Raw genomic sequence first — 16,228 nt, 5'->3', positions numbered from 1 at the left:
AGAGCATATATGTCCAGTAATACGGTTGCCGAGTTTGCAAGAGAGCTCAACAAGACCCCTGACACGTTGCTGCAGCAGCTCAAGGCTGCAGGCGTCGCCAAGGACAACGCATCGGATGCGTTGACCGACGGCGACAAGCAGCAACTGCTCAGCCATCTGCAGGCCAGCCACGGAAGTGGCGCCAAGAAGATCACGCTGACCAAACGGTCCACAAGCGAGATCAAGCAGGCCGATTCGTCGGGCCGCGCCCGCACCATCCAGGTGGAAGTGCGCAAGAAGCGCACCTTTGTCAAGCGTGACGAGGCCGCCGAGGGCGCCTCCGATCCCGCTGTCGTTGCCGCTGCCCAGGAGCAGCGCGCGGCATCGGAGCGCGAGTCCCAGGATCTGGTGCGCCGCGAAGGGGAAGCACGTCGCCAGGCCGAAATGATCGGCCGCGAGGAGGAAGAATTGGCACAGCAACGCCGTGAGCGCGAAGAGCGCGAACTAGTTCAACAACGCGAGCGAGAAGCCGAAGAGCGCGCAAGCGCCTATGCGGCTGCAGAAGCCGCAAAGATCCTCGAGGCCAACCGCGCAAAGCAGGAAGCTTCGCGCGAGCAGGCTGCAGGTCAGGCCGCGCGCGCCGAAGCCCAGGTTGCGGCACGCGCCAAGGCCGAGGAAGAGTCCCGTGCCCGTGCGGCCGAGGAAGCCGAACGCGCCAAGGATCTGGAAGACCGCCGCCGCAAGGCGCTGGCCGAGGCCGAAGCCATTCGCGCCATGATGGCTGCGCCCAAGAAGGTGCTCGTGGCCAAGAAGCCCGAGGAGCCCAAGCCCGTGGCCAAGCCTGCAGCGCCTGCTGCCGGCGATGCCAAGAAGACCACGCTGCACAAGCCCGCTGGCACGACCGCCGGCGGAGCTGGCGCGCGTACGGGTGCGCCTGCCGGTGCCGGCAAGGAAGTCAAGTCCGCCAAGCTCTCGTCGAGCTGGGCTGGCGATGGCAAGAAGAAGGAAATCAAGACCCGTGGCGACAGCTCCGGTGGCGTGGGTGGCCGTTCCAACTGGCGCGGCGGCCCGCGTGGCGGCCGTCGTGGCAATGACCGTCATGACGGTCAGCACCAGAGCGCGGCAGCGGAATTCCGCGCCATCGAAGTGCACGTGCCCGAGACCATCACCGTGGCCGAGCTGGCCCACAAGATGTCGGTCAAGGCGTCCGAGCTGATCAAGGTGCTGATGAAGATGGGCCAGATGGTCACCATCAACCAGCCTCTGGACCAGGATACGGCCATGATCGTGGTCGAGGAAATGGGCCACACGGCCAAGGTCGCCGCGCTGGACGATCCCGAAGCCTTCACGGCCGAGGAAGTGTCCCAGCAGGAAGCTGCCCAGGAGTCGCGTGCTCCCGTGGTCACCGTCATGGGCCACGTGGACCACGGCAAGACCTCGCTGCTGGACTACATCCGCCGCACCAAGGTGGCGTCGGGCGAAGCCGGTGGCATCACCCAGCACATCGGTGCCTACCATGTGACGACGCCCCGCGGCATCGTCACCTTCCTGGATACCCCGGGCCACGAGGCCTTCACGGCCATGCGTGCCCGTGGTGCCCAGGCCACCGACATCGTCATCCTGGTGTGCGCGGCCGACGACGGCGTGATGCCCCAGACCAAGGAAGCCATCAAGCACGCGAAGGCGGCTGGTGTGCCCATCGTGGTTGCCATCACCAAGGCCGACAAGCCCGATGCCAACCTCGACCGCGTCAAGCAAGGCCTGGTGGCCGAGCAGGTGGTGCCTGAAGAGTACGGCGGCGAGTCCCCGTTCATCGCCGTGTCCTCCAAGACCGGCCAGGGCATCGACGAGCTGCTGGAGCAGGTTCTGCTGCAGGCCGAAGTGCTGGAGCTGACCGCTCCCGTGGAAGCCGCTGCCAAGGGCCTGGTCATCGAAGCCCAGCTGGACAAGGGCCGCGGCCCTGTGGCCACGGTGCTGGTGCAGTCCGGTACGCTGAAGGTGGGCGACGTGGTGCTGGCAGGCCAGACCTACGGCCGCGTGCGCGCCATGCTGGACGAAGACGGCAAGCAGACCAAGTCTGCAGGCCCCTCCATCCCGGTGGAAATCCAGGGTCTGTCCGACGTGCCCCAGGCCGGCGACGACTTCATGGTGCTGCAGGACGAGCGTCGTGCCCGCGAAATCGCGACCTACCGCGCCGGCAAGTTCCGCCACACCAAGCTGGCCCGCCAGCAGGCTGCCAAGCTCGAGAACATGTTCGCCGAAATGGGTGCAGGCGAGGTCCAGACCCTGCCCATCATCATCAAGGCCGACATGCAGGGCTCGCAGGAAGCGCTGGGCACATCGCTGCTCAAGCTCTCGACCGACGAGATCCGCGTTCAGCTGGTCTACTCGGGCGTGGGCGGCATCAGCGAGTCCGACGTGAACCTGGCGCTGGCCTCCAAGGCCATCATCATCGGCTTCAACGTCCGGGCCGATGCCCAGGCGCGCAAGACGGCCGAGAGCAACGATGTGGACCTGCGCTACTACAACATCATCTACGACGCAGTCGAAGAGGTGAAGGCGGCCATGTCCGGCATGCTGGCTCCCGAGCGCAAGGAAGAGATCATCGGCATGGCCGAGATCCGCACCGTGTTCGTGGCATCGAAGATCGGCACCGTGGCCGGCTCGTACATCACGCAAGGCCAGGTCACGCGCAATGCGCATTTCCGCCTGCTGCGCGAGAACGTGGTCATCTACACGGGCGAGATCGAATCGCTCAAGCGCCTGAAGGACGACGTCAAGGAAGTCAAGGAAGGCTTCGAGTGCGGTATCAAGCTCAAGAACTACAACGACATTCGCGAAGGCGACGTGCTCGAAGTGTTCGAGATCAAGGAAATCGCGCGCTCGCTGTAATTCGCCATGGCAACACGCAAGTCCGCTGCGCCGAATCGCAGCTTCAAAGTCTCTGACCAGATCCAGCGTGATCTGGCAGAGCTGATCGCGCGCGAGTTGAAGGACCCGCGCGTGGGCATGGTCACGCTGCAAAGCGTGGAGGTGACTCCGGACTATGCCCACGCCAAGGTCTACTTCAGCCTGCTCGTGGGCGATCCACAGGCGACGCAGGAAGCGTTGAACCAGGCCGCGGGCTTCCTGCGCAACGGCCTGTTCAAGCGCCTGCACATCCACACAGTGCCCACGCTGCACTTCATCTACGACCGCACCTCCGAGCGTGCGGCCGACATGAACGCCTTGATCGCCAAGGCCGTTTCTTCGCGCGGAAAGGAAGAGTAGCCCCATGAACGCGCCACGCACAAGGGTGCAGCGGCGCCCTGTGCATGGGGTGTTGCTACTCGACAAACCGCTGGAGCTGTCCAGCAACGACGCCTTGCAGAAGGTCAAGTGGTTGCTGCGCGCCGAAAAGGCCGGACACACCGGCACGCTGGACCCGTTGGCCACCGGCGTGCTGCCGCTGTGCTTCGGTGCGGCGACCAAGTTCAGCCAGTTGCAGCTTGAAGCTGCCAAGACCTACGAGGCGATTGCGCGCCTGGGCCAGACCACGACCACGGCCGATGCCGAGGGCGAGGTGCTGCGCGAGCGCGCCGTTGACCCCGCCGCCCTCACGGCCGAGCGATTGGCCGCCGTGCAGGCGCAGTTCACGGGTGCGATCCGCCAGGTGCCGCCCATGTACAGCGCCCTCAAGAAGGACGGCAAGGCTCTCTATGAATATGCGCGTGCCGGCATCGAAGTCGAGCGCCCGGCGCGCGAAGTGACAATCCACGCACTGGAGCTTTCGCTGACGCAAGACAGCGAAGGCCTGCCTGCGATCCGGATGCGGGTGACCTGCAGCAAGGGCACCTACATCCGCACGCTGGCCGAGGACGTGGGCGAGGCCCTGGGCTGCGGCGCGCACCTGCGCGCGCTGCGCCGTATCGACACCGGCGGGCTGGGTGTCGAGCGCTGTATCTCGCTGGAGGCGCTGGCCGCCATGGGCGAGGGCGAGCGTCTGCAGCAGTTGCAGCCTGTCGATGCCTTGCTGGCCAGCCACACGGCTGTCACGCTGGGCGAGCAAGATGCGGCCCGTTTTCTCACGGGCCTGCCCCGCAAGGGCGCTTGGGCCGATGCCGAGGCGGTGGCTGTGTATGGCGAGAACCCGCAGGCTCTGCTGGGAGTGGGGCGCGTGGTGCGTGGGGAACTCATCCCCGGGCGCCTGCTCAGTTCACTGGAAATTCAACAGATTTTGGAAGACACGCCGCGCCCATGACGCTGCGGCAATGGGAAAACACTATGAGCAAACAAATCCGCAATATCGCGATCATCGCCCACGTGGACCACGGCAAGACCACCATGGTGGACCAGCTGCTGCGCCAATCCGGAACCTTCGCCGAACACGAGAAAGTCGTGGACACGGTGATGGACAACAACGCCATCGAACGCGAGCGTGGCATCACCATCCTGGCCAAGAACTGCGCCGTGAGCTGGAACGAGACGCACATCAACATCCTCGACACGCCCGGCCACGCGGACTTCGGCGGTGAAGTGGAGCGTGCCCTGTCCATGGTGGACGGCGTGGTGCTGCTGATCGACGCGCAGGAAGGCCCCATGCCCCAGACGCGCTTCGTGACCAAGAAGGCGCTGGCCCTGGGCCTGAAGCCCATCCTCGTGGTCAACAAGGTGGACAAGCCCGGTGCGCGTCCCGACTACGTGGTCAACGCCGCCTTCGACCTGTTCGACAAGCTGGGCGCCACCGATGAGCAGCTGGACTTCCCCGTGGTGTACGCCTCGGGCATCAACGGCTGGACCTCGCTGGAAGAAGGCGCTCCCGGCGAACAGTGGGGCCCCGACATGTCGGCCCTGTTCGACACCATCCTGAAGCACGTTCCCTCCGTCAAGGGCGATCCTGCCGCCCCGCTGCAAATGCAGATCTCGGCGCTGGACTACTCCACCTTCGTGGGACGTATCGGCGTGGGCCGCATCACCTCCGGCACGCTCAAGCCTTCGACCGACGTGCTGGTCATGGAAGGTCCTGACGGCAAGAGCTACAAGGGCCGCATCAACCAGGTCCTGAAGTTCCAGGGCATCGACCGCGTGCAGGTGACCGAAGCCGGTCCCAGCGACATCGTGCTGGTCAACGGCATCGCCGACCTGGGCATGGGCGTCACGCTGACCGACCCGCTGAACCCCCAGCCGCTGCCGATGCTCAAGATCGACGAGCCCACGCTGACCATGAACTTCTGCGTCAACACCTCGCCGCTGGCAGGTCGTGAAGGCAAGTTCGTGACCAGCCGCCAGATCTGGGACCGCCTGCAAAAGGAACTGCGTTCCAACGTGGCCCTGCGCGTCAAGGAAACCGACGAAGACGGCATCTTCGAAGTGTCGGGCCGCGGCGAACTGCACCTGACCATCCTGCTGGAAGAAATGCGCCGTGAAGGCTACGAGCTGGCCGTGTCCAAGCCCCGCGTGGTCTACCGCGACGTGGACGGCGTGCGCCACGAGCCTATCGAGCTGGTGACGGCCGACATCGAAGAAGGCCACCAGGGTGGCGTGATGCAGGCCCTGGGCGAGCGCAAGGGCGAGCTGGTCAACATGGAACCCGATGGTCGTGGCCGCGTGCGCCTGGAATACCGCATTCCTGCGCGTGGCCTGATCGGCTTCACCAACGAATTCCTGAACCTGACCCGTGGTTCCGGCCTGATCTCCAACATCTTCGACAGCTACGAGCCGCACAAGGGCGAAATCGGCGGCCGCAAGAACGGTGTGCTGATCTCCATGGACGAAGGCGAAATCTTCACCTACGCGCTGGGCAAGCTGGACGACCGTGGCCGCATGTTCGTCAAGGCCAACGATCCCGTGTACGAAGGCATGATCATCGGCATCCACAGCCGCGACAACGACCTGGTGGTCAACGCCACGCGTACCAAGCAGCTGACCAACTTCCGCGTGTCCGGCAAGGAAGATGCCATCAAGATCACGCCCCCGATCGACCTGTCGCTGGAATACGCGGTGGAATTCATCGAGGACGACGAGCTGGTGGAGATCACCCCCAAGAGCATCCGCGTTCGCAAGCGCCACCTGTCCGAGAACGAGCGCAAGCGCGCTTCGCGCGGCGCATAAGCGCTGTTGCGCCAGGGGCGCACGCAAGCCGCATGGCTTCACCGCCCTGACCGTCAAAGGCCGCATCTGCGGCCTTTGTCTTTTGTGGCGCGTCGTTCAGGCGTGCGGGTGCCACGGCAAAGGAACTGCTGCTGCTACTGCTTGCAACTGCTTTCTACTGCAGCTGCAGCAGCAACTCGCGCAGGCGCTGCCCGGCCGCTGCGCTTTGCTGCGGGTTGAGCGCCAGGGCCAGGCCGATGGAGGGCAGGTTCTCGGTATCTGCCAGCGCGCGAAACACCACCCCCGGCGTGCTGCCCTTGGCCACCACGGCTGGCACCAGCGCCACGCCCAGGCCCGCGCCCACCAGGCTGACCAGGGTCTGCGCCTGCACGGCATGCTGCTTGACCTGCGGCATGAAGCCCGCGTTCTGGCAGGCCAGCACCACCAGCGCGTGCAGGCCGGGCACCTCGCTGGGGCGGTAGTTGATGAAGGGCTGGTCCGCCAGGTCCCGCAGCCGCAATACGGGCCGCTGCAGCAGAGGATTGCCTTGGGGCAGCACGGCCACCAGCTCGTCCTTTTCCACGGGCGTGATGGACAGGTCGGTGGCCTGCGTCACCGGGTAGCGCAGCAGGCCGGCATCGAAATCGCCGCTGGCCACCTGCGCGCAGATCTCGCGCGTGGTCGATTCGGTCAGCACCAGGTCGATCAGCGGATATTCGCTGCGAAAGGCCTGCACCAGCCTCGGTATCAGCGAGAACGTGGCCGAGCCTATGAAGCCTATGTGCAGGCGCCCGCGCTCGCCGCCGGCCGTGGCGCGCGAGACTTCCTGCATCTGGCGCGCATGGTGCAGGGCCAGCTCGGCACTTTCCAGGGCCGCCAGGCCTGCCTCGGTCAGCGCCGTGCCCCGGCGGTCGCGCTGGAACAGCTGCACGCCCAGGCTGTCTTCGAGCCTGCGTATGGATTGGGACAGCGGCGGCTGCGACATGTGCAGCTGCTCGGCCGCCTGCCGGTAGTTGAGCGTGCGGGCCAGGGTGACGAAGTGACGCAGTTGGCGCAGGTCCATTGATATCCACCGTGTATCAGAGGTGCTGAATTAAGTCTTAGACGCAGCTTTGAAGATATCAAATACTGGCTCCCTGAAGCAACATGGAGACCACAGTGCAGGCTGCGTTGACAGGGATTCGGGTGCTGGATCTGTCCAGCGTGGTGTTCGGGCCGCTGGCCAGCCAGGTGCTGGCCGACTATGGCGCCGAAGTCATCAAGATCGAGCCGCCGGCCGGCGACTCCACGCGCCATACCGGCCCGGCCGTGGAGCCCGGCATGGCCGCCATGTTCATGGGCACCAACCGCAGCAAGAAGAGCGTGGTGCTGGACCTCAAGCAGGAAGAGTCGCGCCAGGCCCTGCATGCGCTGCTGGCCACGGCCGATGTGTTCATGCACAGCATGCGGCCGCAAAAGCTGGCCCCGCTGGGCCTGGACCCCGAAACGCTGCGCGAGCGCTATCCGCGCCTGGTCTATGCAGGCCTGCATGGCTTTGGGGAGGACGGGCCCTATGCAGGCATGCCCGCCTATGACGACGTCATCCAGGGCATGAGCGGCCTGGCCGACCTGATGGAACGCCAGACGGGCGAGGCGCGCTATCTGCCCACCATTGCGGCCGACAAGACCTGTGCCCTGGTGGCAGCGCATGCCGTGCTGGCGGCGCTGTTCCAGCGCGAGCGCAGCGGCCATGGCTGCTTTGTGGAAGTGCCCATGTACGAGACCATGGTGGGCTTCAACCTGGTCGAGCATTTCTACGGCATGCATTTCAGCCCGGCGCTCAGCGGTGCAGGCTACCCGCGCGTGATGGCGCCCTGGCGCAAGCCCTACAGAACGCTGGACGGCCACGTCTGCATGATGCCTTACACCGATGCGCACTGGCGGCGCTTCTTCGCCGCCGTGGGGCAGCCGCAGCTGGCCCTGGACGCACGCTTTGCCAGCCAGGCCAGCCGCACGGCCCATATTGCCGAGCTGCTGGAGACCGCGGGCGAGCATGTGGCGCTGCACGGCACCCAGTACTGGCTCGATACCTGCCAGCGCCTGGAGATTCCCGCCGCCCCGGTGGCCCGCATGGACGATCTGCCCGCCGATCCGCATCTGCAGGCCACGGAGTTCTTCGTACCGCTGCAGGACGCCGCCATGGGCACCGTGCACCTGCCTCGCTCCTCCGTGCGCATGGACGGCCGGCAGGCACCCATGGGCATGCCGCCGCGCCTGGGCGAGCACACGGCGGCGCTGCTGGCCCAGGCGGGCTGGAGCGCCGAGCGCATCGCCGGCCTGCAGATCACGCAACAGGAGACATGAGATGACAGTGAACACCCCGCAGCCCCACCCTGGCGCCGCCTGGAACGCCGTGCCCCGCATGGGCCAGGGCTTTTTCTGGCAGGACCTGCAGGTTGGCCAGCAGCTGCGCACCTTCCGCCGCACCGTGACCGAGTCCGACCTGGTCGCCTTCATCAACGCCACGGGCATGCTGGAGGCCATCTTCATCGAGGAGGGCTACGACGGCGGCGCCATTGCCGGCCGCCCCGTGCCGGGCGCCATGACCTATGCGCTGATCGAAGGCTTCATCCTGCAAAGCATGATCCAGGGCACGGGCCTGGCCATGCTGGAGCTGCACCAGAAGATCCTCGGCCCCGTGCTGGTGGGCGACACCATCGAGGCCCTGGTCGAAGTCACCGCCATCAAGCCCACCTCCAAGGGCAACCGCGCCGTCGTCACCTCGCGCATCGAGGTCTTCAACCAGGGCCACCAGAAGGTCATGGAATACACGGCCGTGCGCCTGCTGGCCGGGCGCAGCTAGGCGGCCACAAGCATTCCCATAACGACATCAGGAGACAAAAGCATGGACAAGCAGATCGACAAGGCGGCCCGCAATAGAAGGCGCCGCATGGCGCTGGTCACCCTGGCGGCCCCCATTGCGGCGGCTGCGGCGGTGGCAGTGGGTGCGGCACTGCCCGGCGCCGCGCTGGCGCAGCAGCCCTGGCCCAGCAAGCCCATCACGATGGTCGTGCCCTTCCCGCCGGGCGGGCCCACCGACCTGGTGGCGCGCGTGCTGGCCCAGCAGGTCGGCCAGCAACTGGGCCAGACCGTGATCGTGGACAACCGGCCCGGAGCCAATGGCAACATCGGCAATGCCCTGGTGGCCAAGGCCGCGCCCGATGGCTATACCGTGCTCTACAACACCTCGTCCATTGCGCTGAGCCCGTCGCTCTACAAGAAGATGAGCTACGACGTGGGCAAGGACCTGATGCCCGTGGCGCTGACGGCCGTGGTGCCGCTGGGGCTGGTGGTCAACCCCAAGCTGCCGGTGAAGAACATGCAGGAGTTCGTGCACCATGCCAGGGACAAGGCCGGCCAGCTGTCCTATGGCTCGGCCGGCAACGGCAATGTCACCCACCTGGCGGCCTTCCAGGTCGTGCAGCACTACCGGATCGAGGCCAGCCACGTGCCCTACAAGGGCAGCGCGCCGGCCGACGTGGATCTGGTGGCCGGGCAGATCGACTTCATGACCGACACCATCAACTCGGTCGCCCCCTTCATCAAGGAAGGGCGGCTCAAGCTGCTGGCCGTCAGTTCCTCCAAGCGCCTGCCCAACTTCCCCGATGCCCCCACGCTGGCCGAAAGCGGCATGTCCGGCTTCGAGGCCGGTGCCTGGCAGGGCGTGATGGTGCCCGCGAAGACGCCGGCCGCCATCATCCAGCGGCTCAACCAGGAGCTGATGCGCGCGCTCAAGGATCCGGGCGTGGTCGAGAAGCTGCAGCTGCAGGGCGCCGAAGGCCTGGGCTCCACGCCGGAGGAATACGGCGCCTACATCCGCAGCGAGATCAAGCGCTGGGCCGGCGTGGTCAAGAGCACGGGTGTCTCTCTGGACTGAGTGCGGGCCGTTGCGGCACCTGTCGCGCAGTTGCGCATATTGGCACCTGTTTGTCAGGGGCGGGCGCGGTTTTTCAGCTATGGTTGCGGCTCATTGCCCCGGGCTGCCGGGGCAGGGCATGCATAGCAACAAGGAGCAAGATATGACGGGAGCTGCCGGCGAAGTCCTCAGCGAAGTGCGGGGCCGCATGGGCATGATCACCTTGAACCGGGCCAAGGCGCTGAACGCGCTGTCGCTGGGCATGGTGCGCGATCTGCTGGCCACCCTGCTGGCCTGGCAAAAGGATGAGCAGGTACTGGCCGTGGCCATCCGAGGCATGGGCAAGGAAGGGGTTTTCGGCGCCTTCTGTGCGGGCGGGGACATCCGCTTCCTGCATGGCGCGGGCAGCACGGGCAATCCGCAGCTGGAGGACTTCTTCACCGAGGAGTACGCGCTCAACCACCTGATCCACACCTTCGGCAAGCCCTACATCGCCTTCATGGACGGCATCGTCATGGGCGGCGGCATGGGCATCAGCCAGGGCGGCACGCTGCGCATCGTCACCGAACGCACCAAGATGGCCATGCCCGAGACGGCCATCGGCCTGTTCCCCGATGTGGGTGGCGGCTACTTTCTCTCGCGCTGCCCGGGTCACGCGGGTGAGTGGCTGGCGCTGACGGGTGATGTGATCGGCGCGGCCGATGCGCTGGACTTCGGTCTGGCCGATGGCTACCTGCCCTCGGACCAGCAGCCTGCGCTGTGGGATGCGCTGGCCGACGGCAGCTTTGCCGATGCAGCGGCCATCGAGGCCCTGGTGAAGTCGAAGTTCTCGGCCCCTGCCAAGCCCGCTGCCCAGCCCCGCGCCGAGATCGACCGCGTGTTTGCCCTGCCCACGGTGGCTGCCATGGTCGAGGCGCTGGAAGCCACCGATGGCGAGTGGGCCCGGCACACGGCAGCCACGCTGCGCAAGCGCTCGCCGCTGATGCTGCACGTGGTGCTGGAACAGGTTCGCCGCGCGCGCGGCATGACGCTGGCCCAGGACCTGCGCATGGAGCGCGACATGGTGCGCCACTGCTTCTACCTGCGCCCGGGCCAGAGCGAGACCATCGAAGGCATTCGCGCCCTGGCCGTGGACAAGGACCACCAACCGCGCTGGAACCCCGCGCGCATCGAGGATGTGCAGGAGGCGCAGTGGCGCGCCTTCTTCGACAGCCCCTGGCCTGCGCATTCGCATCCGCTGGCGGCGCTGGACTGATCGCGGCGCAGAGCGTTCAGCGTTCAAGCTTCCAAAAGGCCATCCGGCGCCATGCCGGGTGGCCTTTTTTCATTCAACGGTCCGCAGGCTCCATGCTGCAGGCCTGGCCGGCAAGCAGCCGGACCGCATGTTCGATGCGCGGCCCCGGGTCCCATTCGGGCACGGGCGGTGTCAGGCCCAGGGCCATTTGCCGCAGGGGCTCGGCAATGACCATGGACAGCAGCAGGTCGCAGACGGCTTCGGGCTGTTCGGCCCGCAGCAGCCCCTTGCTGCACTGGCGCTGCAGCCATTCCACCAGCATGCCGCGGCCGCGCTCAATGCCGTTGCGCTGGTAGACCTCCAGCAACTCGGGCTTGGCGGGAAAGTCGGTGGTAAGCAGGCGGAACATTCCCACTGCCTCTGCCGACAGCACGCGCGCGGCAATCACGCGCAGGATCTCGGCCAGCGCTGGCGCCACCTCTGCGGCCGATTGCGCATCGGCCGACAGGGCAGGGCGGAAACCGTCGGTCCAGCCGCGCACCACCAGGGCCACCAGATCCTCGCGGTTGGCCGCAAAGCGATACAGCGTCTTCTTGGCCAGCCCTGCGCGCCGGGCCACGGCCTCCATGGTGGTGGCGGCATAGCCCTCATTGAGCAAAAGCCAGGTGGCAGCGGCCACGGCGGCATCGCTGGCCTCGTTCTCGGGCCGGGCCGGCCGGCCGCGCGGCCGGTTGGCGGCAGGCCTGATTGCAGGCGTGATGGCAGGTTCCATTGGATTGCTTGTCGTTGTGTCGTGTTGTGCAAGGCGGGGCCTTGTTGTGCTGCATTTTTGCTGCCCCGGCGAGATTATCCAATTGTTTGGAAACGCTTTGCGTTTCTTTAATATAAGATGGCCTCTCCTCCTCAACCCCATCACGGAAAAAGTCCATGAAAGACCATGCCTTCGAGCCCGACATTTCCCGCATCGACGAGCTGCTGCACATCACGCCACTGAGGCTGGAGACCGGCATTTCCCGCCTGCCCAGCGGCTGCCTGGTGGTGGCCTGCCGCACCGACCTGCATGGCTGCAGCGGCCGCATGCTGGACTGGTGGTTCAAGTTCTTCGAGACCACGCAGCACATCAAGTGGTGGCATCCGCACGACCACATCGCGCACCGCGGCTGGGATGCGCAATGGAAGAAGGGCGAGAGCTACATAGGCGCGTCCATCGAGGCCGTGGAGTCCCTGGCCGACATTCCGCCCGTGGCGGCCAGGCTCAAGTTCCACGACCCGCGCGAACTGTTCGACCCTGCGCAGCTGGAGCTGGCCTTCGCCGAAAAACGCGCCTCGGCCGCCGTGTATGCGCGCATCGGTTTTGGTGAGCATGTGCAGCTGGATGCCAGCGGGGACCCCATGGACGGGCAGATGGTGCACCTGGCGCGTGACACGCCTTTTGGCTGCGTGCTGCGCAGCCGCTTTTTGCTGGGCCAGTCCTGCGCCGACCCGGCCACCGAGCTGCCTGACGCGCTGGGCCTGGGCCTGCTGCGCCATTGCTACACGGAGTTCACCTATCTGTCGCGCTTTCTGCCCTCGCTGTACTACGGCGAACATGGCAACGGCGAGGCGGCACCCCTGCCCTGGTAGCAGCGGCGGTCGTGCCTTCGCCGGTCAGAGCTGCTGGTGCACGGCCGTGGCCAGCTGCAGCAGCCGGTTGCGCGGCAGGGCGCCGCTGAGCGCATAGCCAAAGCCCTGGTCCACCCAGTAGAAGCTGGGCACGGGGCCATCGCTGCTGAAGTGAAAGGCGGTTTCGTCGCGCTTGGCCGCATCGTCCAGTGCGCCCAGGTAGAGGGTGATGCGTTCGCCTGCCGCGTCCTGGTACATGAATTGGGCGCGTGCGCCGCTGTCGCCGGGCAGCAATCGGCCACCTACCAGTTCATAGCCCAGGTCCGTGAGTGCCGGCAGCTTCAGCGGCCGGCCCAGGCGCCTGGACAGCCACTGCAGCAGATGGGCCTGCTGCGCGGCATCGACTTCGACCGGGTGGCGTTGCTCGGGCTGGTAGACCGCGTGGGCGACGGCCGCCTGGTGGGCGAAGCGGGCCGGGGTGGCCGCGGCCAGCGTGGCCGCCGTTGATGGCGCAGCGGCGGGCGCTGCCTGCTGCCCATGCACCAGCCAGCCCAGGCCGAAGGCCAGCATCCAGCCCGCGGCCATGCCACCCCAGCGCCACCATTGCTGCTGGCGCTGGTGCAGGCCCTGCAACTGTTCGGCGGCGGCGCGCATTTCGTCGGGCATGGCGGGTTCATTCCGGGCGGCATGCAGGGCGCGCAGCAACTGGCGTTGGCGTTGCCATTGATCCACGCGCGCGGCACTGTCTTCGTCCAGCCGGTCGCGCAGTGCCTGCGCCTGCTGCGCGGGCAGGCGGCCATCGACCAGGGCGTGCAATTGCTCGTCGGAAATGGGCGGGGGCAAGGGCGAGGAAGATGAGAGAGGGGTGGGGACGGGTGCAGTCATGGCGGCCTCGTCATTTGAGCCGGCGCAGCGCGGGGGCTGCGGCTTGGGGTGTTGCGGCCCCGGCAGTCGGTGCAGGCGGTGCCGAGGTGGCCGAGGGGGCCTCCATCAATTCGCGCAGCCGGGACCGTGCGCGCGACAGGCGCGACATCACGGTGCCCAGGGGCAGCTGCAGCACGCGCGCCGTGTCGGCGTAGCTCATGTCCTCCACGCTGACGAGCAGCAGCACGGCCCGCTGCTCGGCGGGCAGGCGCCGCAGGCAGCGCTCCAGGTCCAGGGCCGCATCGCTGCTGTCCTCGGGGGCGGCCAGGGTCTCGGACAGGCTGTCTATGTCCAGCCACTGCCCGCGCGCGGCCGAGCGCCGCTGGTTCAGGTAGAGGTTGTGCATCAGCGTGAACAGCCAGGCACGCAGATCACCGTCGGGGCGCCACAGCAGCCATTTGCGGCAGGCACGCTCCAGCGTGTCCTGCACCAGGTCGTCGGCGGCCCAGGCATCGCCCGCCAGCAGCCGCGCATAGCGGCGCAGGCCGGGCAGGTGCTCCAGGATCTGGCTGCGGTCCATGGGCAGGTCCGAAGGCGGATGCGGCTGGAGTCAGGGGCGTGCGGTATGCCAGACGCCCATGACGCCATCGCCCGTGGTATCACCGGCCTTGCCGTCCTTCACCCAGTAGTACAGCGGCTTGCCCTTGTAGGCGATCTGGCTGCTGCCATCGTCGCGCTGGACCACGCTGTAGTTGCCGCCAGACGGCGCCTGCTTGCCCATCAGCGGCGGCCAGTTGGTCGCGCAGGGACCGTTGCAGACGGACTTGCCGCTGCCGGCCGTGTCCTTGTCGAAGGTGTAGAGCGTCATGCCGTTGGCGCCGACCAGCATGCCGTTTTGCACGCTGACCGCGCTGGGCGGGGTCTGGCCAGAGGCGTTGGCCGCAGGCGCGGAATAGCAGCCTGCCAGGGTCAATGCCAGGGCTGCCGTGAAGGCACAGGTACCAAGTTTCATGCCGAGCTTCTTCATCGCTGTCTCCGGTGCTTGCCGGCGCGCGAAATTGCGGCCGGACACTGCAATGAACACTGGGCCGTGCCGGTTTATTCCGCAGCAGTGCAAAAAAAGCTGCGGATGCCCGTCAACGGTTGAAGCTCTTCATGGCGCGCTCGACTTCGCGCTTGCCTTCGCGGTCCTTGATCACGTCGCGCTTGTCGTGCTCGGCCTTGCCCTTGGCAAGGGCGATGTCGCACTTGACGAAGCCGTTCTTCCAGTGAAGGTTGATGGGCACCAGCGTAAAGCCCTTTTGCTCGACCTTGCCGATCAGGCGCAGGATGTCGTCCTTCTTGAGCAGCAGCTTCTTGATGCGCGCCGCGTCGGGGTTGACGTGGGTGGAGGCGGTCTTGAGCGGGTTGATCTGGCAGCCGAGCAGGAACAGCTCGCCGTCCTTGACGATGACGTAGCCGTCCGTCAGCTGCACCTTGCCGCTGCGCAGTGCCTTCACTTCCCAGCCGTGCAGCACGATGCCGGCCTCGAAGCGTTCCTCGAAGAAGTAGTTGAACGCGGCTTTTTTGTTGTCGGCGATGCGCGACTGTGTTTCAGGTTTCTTGGCCATGGAGTAATAGATGCGGCGAAAACCTGGAGATGAAAGCTCTCCATACAATACTGGATTGCCGTCTCGCCTCTGTGCGGGATTTTAGTTTCGCCTTGCCGTCATTGTGACAGCCGTATGCGCCATGACCGCGCAGCCGGTGTTTTGCATGCCGTGCAGCCCGTCCCATTCATGAAAAAAGTCAACAAGTCCGTCCTGATCTGGTACAGCCCCCAAGAAATGTTTGCCCTGGTGACGGACGTGGCCCACTATGCCGACTTCCTCCCCTGGTGCGACCAGGCCAGGGTGCTGGAGCAGGACGAGCAGGGCATGACGGCCGAGGTGGGCATTGCATTCGGCGGCATGCGCAAGTCCTTCGTCACGCGCAACACGCACAGCGTGCTCGACGATGGCGGGCGCCAGGTCAGCATCCGCCTGATCAAGGGGCCGTTCTCGCGGCTGGAGGGCAACTGGATGTTCCGCCCCGTGGGCGACGGATCCCAGCGTGCCTGCCGCGTGGAGCTGCAACTGGACTATGGCTTTGACAACATGGCGCTGGCCGCCGTGGTCGGCCCGGTGTTCGACCGCATCGCGGGCTCCATGGTCGAGGCCTTCGTCAAGCGCGCCGAGCAGGTCTATGGCTGAACCCCGGCCGTTTCTGTGCATCACGCTGGCATGCAGCGCGCATGCCAGTGAAGTCGTTGAACTGGCCCTGCAATTGCCGGCCGGTGCCTCGATTGCCGACGCGGTGGAGGCCGCTGGTGGCTGGCAGGCGCTGGGCTTTGCACAGGCCGCGCCTGCGGGCCTGTGGGGCCGCAGTGCCCCGCTGACGCAGTGCCTGCGCGATGGCGATCGCGTGGAGCTGTACCGGCCCTTGACCGTGGACCCCAAGGTGGCGCGCCGCGAGCGTTTCGCACGCCAGGGCGCCCGCGCCACGGGCCTGTTCCAGCGCCAAAGGCCCGGGGCCAAGGCCGGTTACTGAACCGGCCTTGCACTGTG

17 protein-coding genes are annotated in these 16,228 nt (G+C 66.3%); 11 read left to right on the top strand and 6 right to left on the bottom strand.

Features of this window, described 5'->3' with window-relative positions:
• Window positions 1-9 precede the first annotated feature (9 nt).
• The 4 genes from infB to typA are packed head-to-tail and all read left to right on the top strand — an operon-like array spanning window position 10 to window position 6,069.
• Entirely contained in the window at window positions 10-2,871 is a 2,862-nt protein-coding gene (infB, locus tag ACFPFG_RS05075) for a translation initiation factor IF-2 (RefSeq protein WP_183021749.1), read from the top strand.
• Window positions 2,872-2,877: 6 nt separating this feature from the next.
• The gene (gene rbfA / locus ACFPFG_RS05070) at window positions 2,878-3,249 is read left to right on the top strand and encodes a 30S ribosome-binding factor RbfA (protein ID WP_012204835.1); all 372 of its coding nucleotides are present in this window, start codon (window positions 2,878-2,880) and stop codon (window positions 3,247-3,249) included.
• Window positions 3,250-3,253: 4 nt separating this feature from the next.
• Window positions 3,254-4,219: a tRNA pseudouridine(55) synthase TruB gene (truB, locus tag ACFPFG_RS05065; RefSeq protein ID WP_183021750.1), complete on the top strand. Its 966-nt coding sequence runs from the start codon at window positions 3,254-3,256 to the stop codon at window positions 4,217-4,219.
• Window positions 4,220-4,242: 23 nt separating this feature from the next.
• Window positions 4,243-6,069, top strand: a complete 1,827-nt coding sequence (typA, locus tag ACFPFG_RS05060) for a translational GTPase TypA (protein ID WP_183021751.1) — start codon at window positions 4,243-4,245, stop codon at window positions 6,067-6,069.
• 154 nt (window positions 6,070-6,223) lie between these two features.
• Here the strand turns inward: typA and ACFPFG_RS05055 are convergent, their stop codons facing one another.
• Window positions 6,224-7,111 carry a LysR family transcriptional regulator gene (locus ACFPFG_RS05055; protein WP_183021752.1) on the bottom strand — a complete coding sequence of 296 codons (888 nt, stop codon included), beginning with the start codon at window positions 7,109-7,111 and terminating at the stop codon, window positions 6,224-6,226.
• Between the two features lie 83 nt (window positions 7,112-7,194).
• Between ACFPFG_RS05055 and ACFPFG_RS05050 the strand changes: the two genes are divergently transcribed.
• From ACFPFG_RS05050 to ACFPFG_RS05035, 4 genes are all read left to right on the top strand, one after another.
• The gene (locus ACFPFG_RS05050) at window positions 7,195-8,391 is read left to right on the top strand and encodes a CaiB/BaiF CoA transferase family protein (protein WP_183021753.1); all 1,197 of its coding nucleotides are present in this window, start codon (window positions 7,195-7,197) and stop codon (window positions 8,389-8,391) included.
• 1 nt (window position 8,392) lies between these two features.
• A complete protein-coding gene (locus ACFPFG_RS05045) occupies window positions 8,393-8,890 on the top strand; it encodes a MaoC family dehydratase (RefSeq protein WP_013803034.1) in 498 nt (165 codons plus the stop codon).
• Window positions 8,891-8,932: 42 nt separating this feature from the next.
• The gene (locus tag ACFPFG_RS05040; RefSeq protein ID WP_380105376.1) at window positions 8,933-9,964 is read left to right on the top strand and encodes a Bug family tripartite tricarboxylate transporter substrate binding protein; all 1,032 of its coding nucleotides are present in this window, start codon (window positions 8,933-8,935) and stop codon (window positions 9,962-9,964) included.
• Window positions 9,965-10,106: 142 nt separating this feature from the next.
• Window positions 10,107-11,198 carry an enoyl-CoA hydratase/isomerase family protein gene (locus ACFPFG_RS05035; RefSeq protein WP_374618045.1) on the top strand — a complete coding sequence of 364 codons (1,092 nt, stop codon included), beginning with the start codon at window positions 10,107-10,109 and terminating at the stop codon, window positions 11,196-11,198.
• Between the two features lie 73 nt (window positions 11,199-11,271).
• Here ACFPFG_RS05035 and ACFPFG_RS05030 read toward each other — a convergent pair whose 3' ends face one another.
• Entirely contained in the window at window positions 11,272-11,949 is a 678-nt protein-coding gene (locus ACFPFG_RS05030; protein ID WP_380105374.1) for a TetR/AcrR family transcriptional regulator, read from the bottom strand.
• A gap of 155 nt (window positions 11,950-12,104) precedes the next feature.
• Between ACFPFG_RS05030 and ACFPFG_RS05025 the strand changes: the two genes are divergently transcribed.
• Window positions 12,105-12,800 (top strand): DAPG hydrolase family protein, encoded by a 696-nt coding sequence (locus tag ACFPFG_RS05025; protein WP_183021757.1) that lies wholly within the window; start codon window positions 12,105-12,107, stop codon window positions 12,798-12,800.
• A 24-nt stretch (window positions 12,801-12,824) separates the two neighbouring features.
• Here ACFPFG_RS05025 and ACFPFG_RS05020 read toward each other — a convergent pair whose 3' ends face one another.
• The 4 genes from ACFPFG_RS05020 to smpB form a co-directional block, all read right to left on the bottom strand.
• The gene (locus ACFPFG_RS05020) at window positions 12,825-13,664 is read right to left on the bottom strand and encodes an anti-sigma factor family protein (protein ID WP_183021758.1); all 840 of its coding nucleotides are present in this window, start codon (window positions 13,662-13,664) and stop codon (window positions 12,825-12,827) included.
• Window positions 13,665-13,674: 10 nt separating this feature from the next.
• Window positions 13,675-14,223: an RNA polymerase sigma factor gene (locus ACFPFG_RS05015; RefSeq protein ID WP_183021759.1), complete on the bottom strand. Its 549-nt coding sequence runs from the start codon at window positions 14,221-14,223 to the stop codon at window positions 13,675-13,677.
• A 30-nt stretch (window positions 14,224-14,253) separates the two neighbouring features.
• Window positions 14,254-14,670 (bottom strand): hypothetical protein, encoded by a 417-nt coding sequence (locus ACFPFG_RS05010; RefSeq protein ID WP_380105372.1) that lies wholly within the window; start codon window positions 14,668-14,670, stop codon window positions 14,254-14,256.
• Window positions 14,671-14,779: 109 nt separating this feature from the next.
• Window positions 14,780-15,253 (bottom strand): SsrA-binding protein SmpB, encoded by a 474-nt coding sequence (gene smpB / locus ACFPFG_RS05005; RefSeq protein WP_013803027.1) that lies wholly within the window; start codon window positions 15,251-15,253, stop codon window positions 14,780-14,782.
• Between the two features lie 168 nt (window positions 15,254-15,421).
• Here smpB and ACFPFG_RS05000 point away from each other — a divergent pair, with 168 nt between their 5' ends.
• Window positions 15,422-15,874, top strand: a complete 453-nt coding sequence (locus tag ACFPFG_RS05000; protein WP_183021761.1) for a type II toxin-antitoxin system RatA family toxin — start codon at window positions 15,422-15,424, stop codon at window positions 15,872-15,874.
• A complete protein-coding gene (locus ACFPFG_RS04995; protein WP_380105369.1) occupies window positions 15,867-16,211 on the top strand; it encodes an RnfH family protein in 345 nt (114 codons plus the stop codon). Before ACFPFG_RS05000 ends, ACFPFG_RS04995 begins: the two co-directional genes overlap by 8 nt.
• The last annotated feature ends 17 nt before the right edge of the window (window positions 16,212-16,228 follow it).

Origin of the sequence: Delftia deserti (assembly GCF_042653485.1) — a bacterium.
GTDB lineage: Bacteria > Pseudomonadota > Gammaproteobacteria > Burkholderiales > Burkholderiaceae_C > Comamonas > Comamonas acidovorans.
The sequence above is the reverse complement of the archived record's forward strand: the minus strand, read 5'-3'. Positions and strand labels throughout refer to the sequence as shown.

What these genes read in the sequence shown, in the direction of transcription:
- ACFPFG_RS05050 (WP_183021753.1), top strand. Translation starts at nt 7,195, where the DNA reads ATGGAGACCACAGTGCAGGCTGCGTTGACAGGGATTCGGGTGCTGGAT.
- ACFPFG_RS05020 (WP_183021758.1), bottom strand. Translation starts at nt 13,664, where the DNA reads ATGACTGCACCCGTCCCCACCCCTCTCTCATCTTCCTCGCCCTTGCCC.
- smpB (WP_013803027.1), bottom strand. Translation starts at nt 15,253, where the DNA reads ATGGCCAAGAAACCTGAAACACAGTCGCGCATCGCCGACAACAAAAAA.
- ACFPFG_RS05025 (WP_183021757.1), top strand. Translation starts at nt 12,105, where the DNA reads ATGAAAGACCATGCCTTCGAGCCCGACATTTCCCGCATCGACGAGCTG.
- ACFPFG_RS04995 (WP_380105369.1), top strand. Translation starts at nt 15,867, where the DNA reads ATGGCTGAACCCCGGCCGTTTCTGTGCATCACGCTGGCATGCAGCGCG.
- ACFPFG_RS05035 (WP_374618045.1), top strand. Translation starts at nt 10,107, where the DNA reads ATGACGGGAGCTGCCGGCGAAGTCCTCAGCGAAGTGCGGGGCCGCATG.
- ACFPFG_RS05045 (WP_013803034.1), top strand. Translation starts at nt 8,393, where the DNA reads ATGACAGTGAACACCCCGCAGCCCCACCCTGGCGCCGCCTGGAACGCC.
- ACFPFG_RS05030 (WP_380105374.1), bottom strand. Translation starts at nt 11,949, where the DNA reads ATGGAACCTGCCATCACGCCTGCAATCAGGCCTGCCGCCAACCGGCCG.
- ACFPFG_RS05000 (WP_183021761.1), top strand. Translation starts at nt 15,422, where the DNA reads ATGAAAAAAGTCAACAAGTCCGTCCTGATCTGGTACAGCCCCCAAGAA.
- truB (WP_183021750.1), top strand. Translation starts at nt 3,254, where the DNA reads ATGAACGCGCCACGCACAAGGGTGCAGCGGCGCCCTGTGCATGGGGTG.
- ACFPFG_RS05055 (WP_183021752.1), bottom strand. Translation starts at nt 7,111, where the DNA reads ATGGACCTGCGCCAACTGCGTCACTTCGTCACCCTGGCCCGCACGCTC.
- ACFPFG_RS05040 (WP_380105376.1), top strand. Translation starts at nt 8,933, where the DNA reads ATGGACAAGCAGATCGACAAGGCGGCCCGCAATAGAAGGCGCCGCATG.
- ACFPFG_RS05015 (WP_183021759.1), bottom strand. Translation starts at nt 14,223, where the DNA reads ATGGACCGCAGCCAGATCCTGGAGCACCTGCCCGGCCTGCGCCGCTAT.
- rbfA (WP_012204835.1), top strand. Translation starts at nt 2,878, where the DNA reads ATGGCAACACGCAAGTCCGCTGCGCCGAATCGCAGCTTCAAAGTCTCT.
- typA (WP_183021751.1), top strand. Translation starts at nt 4,243, where the DNA reads ATGAGCAAACAAATCCGCAATATCGCGATCATCGCCCACGTGGACCAC.
- infB (WP_183021749.1), top strand. Translation starts at nt 10, where the DNA reads ATGTCCAGTAATACGGTTGCCGAGTTTGCAAGAGAGCTCAACAAGACC.
- ACFPFG_RS05010 (WP_380105372.1), bottom strand. Translation starts at nt 14,670, where the DNA reads ATGAAGAAGCTCGGCATGAAACTTGGTACCTGTGCCTTCACGGCAGCC.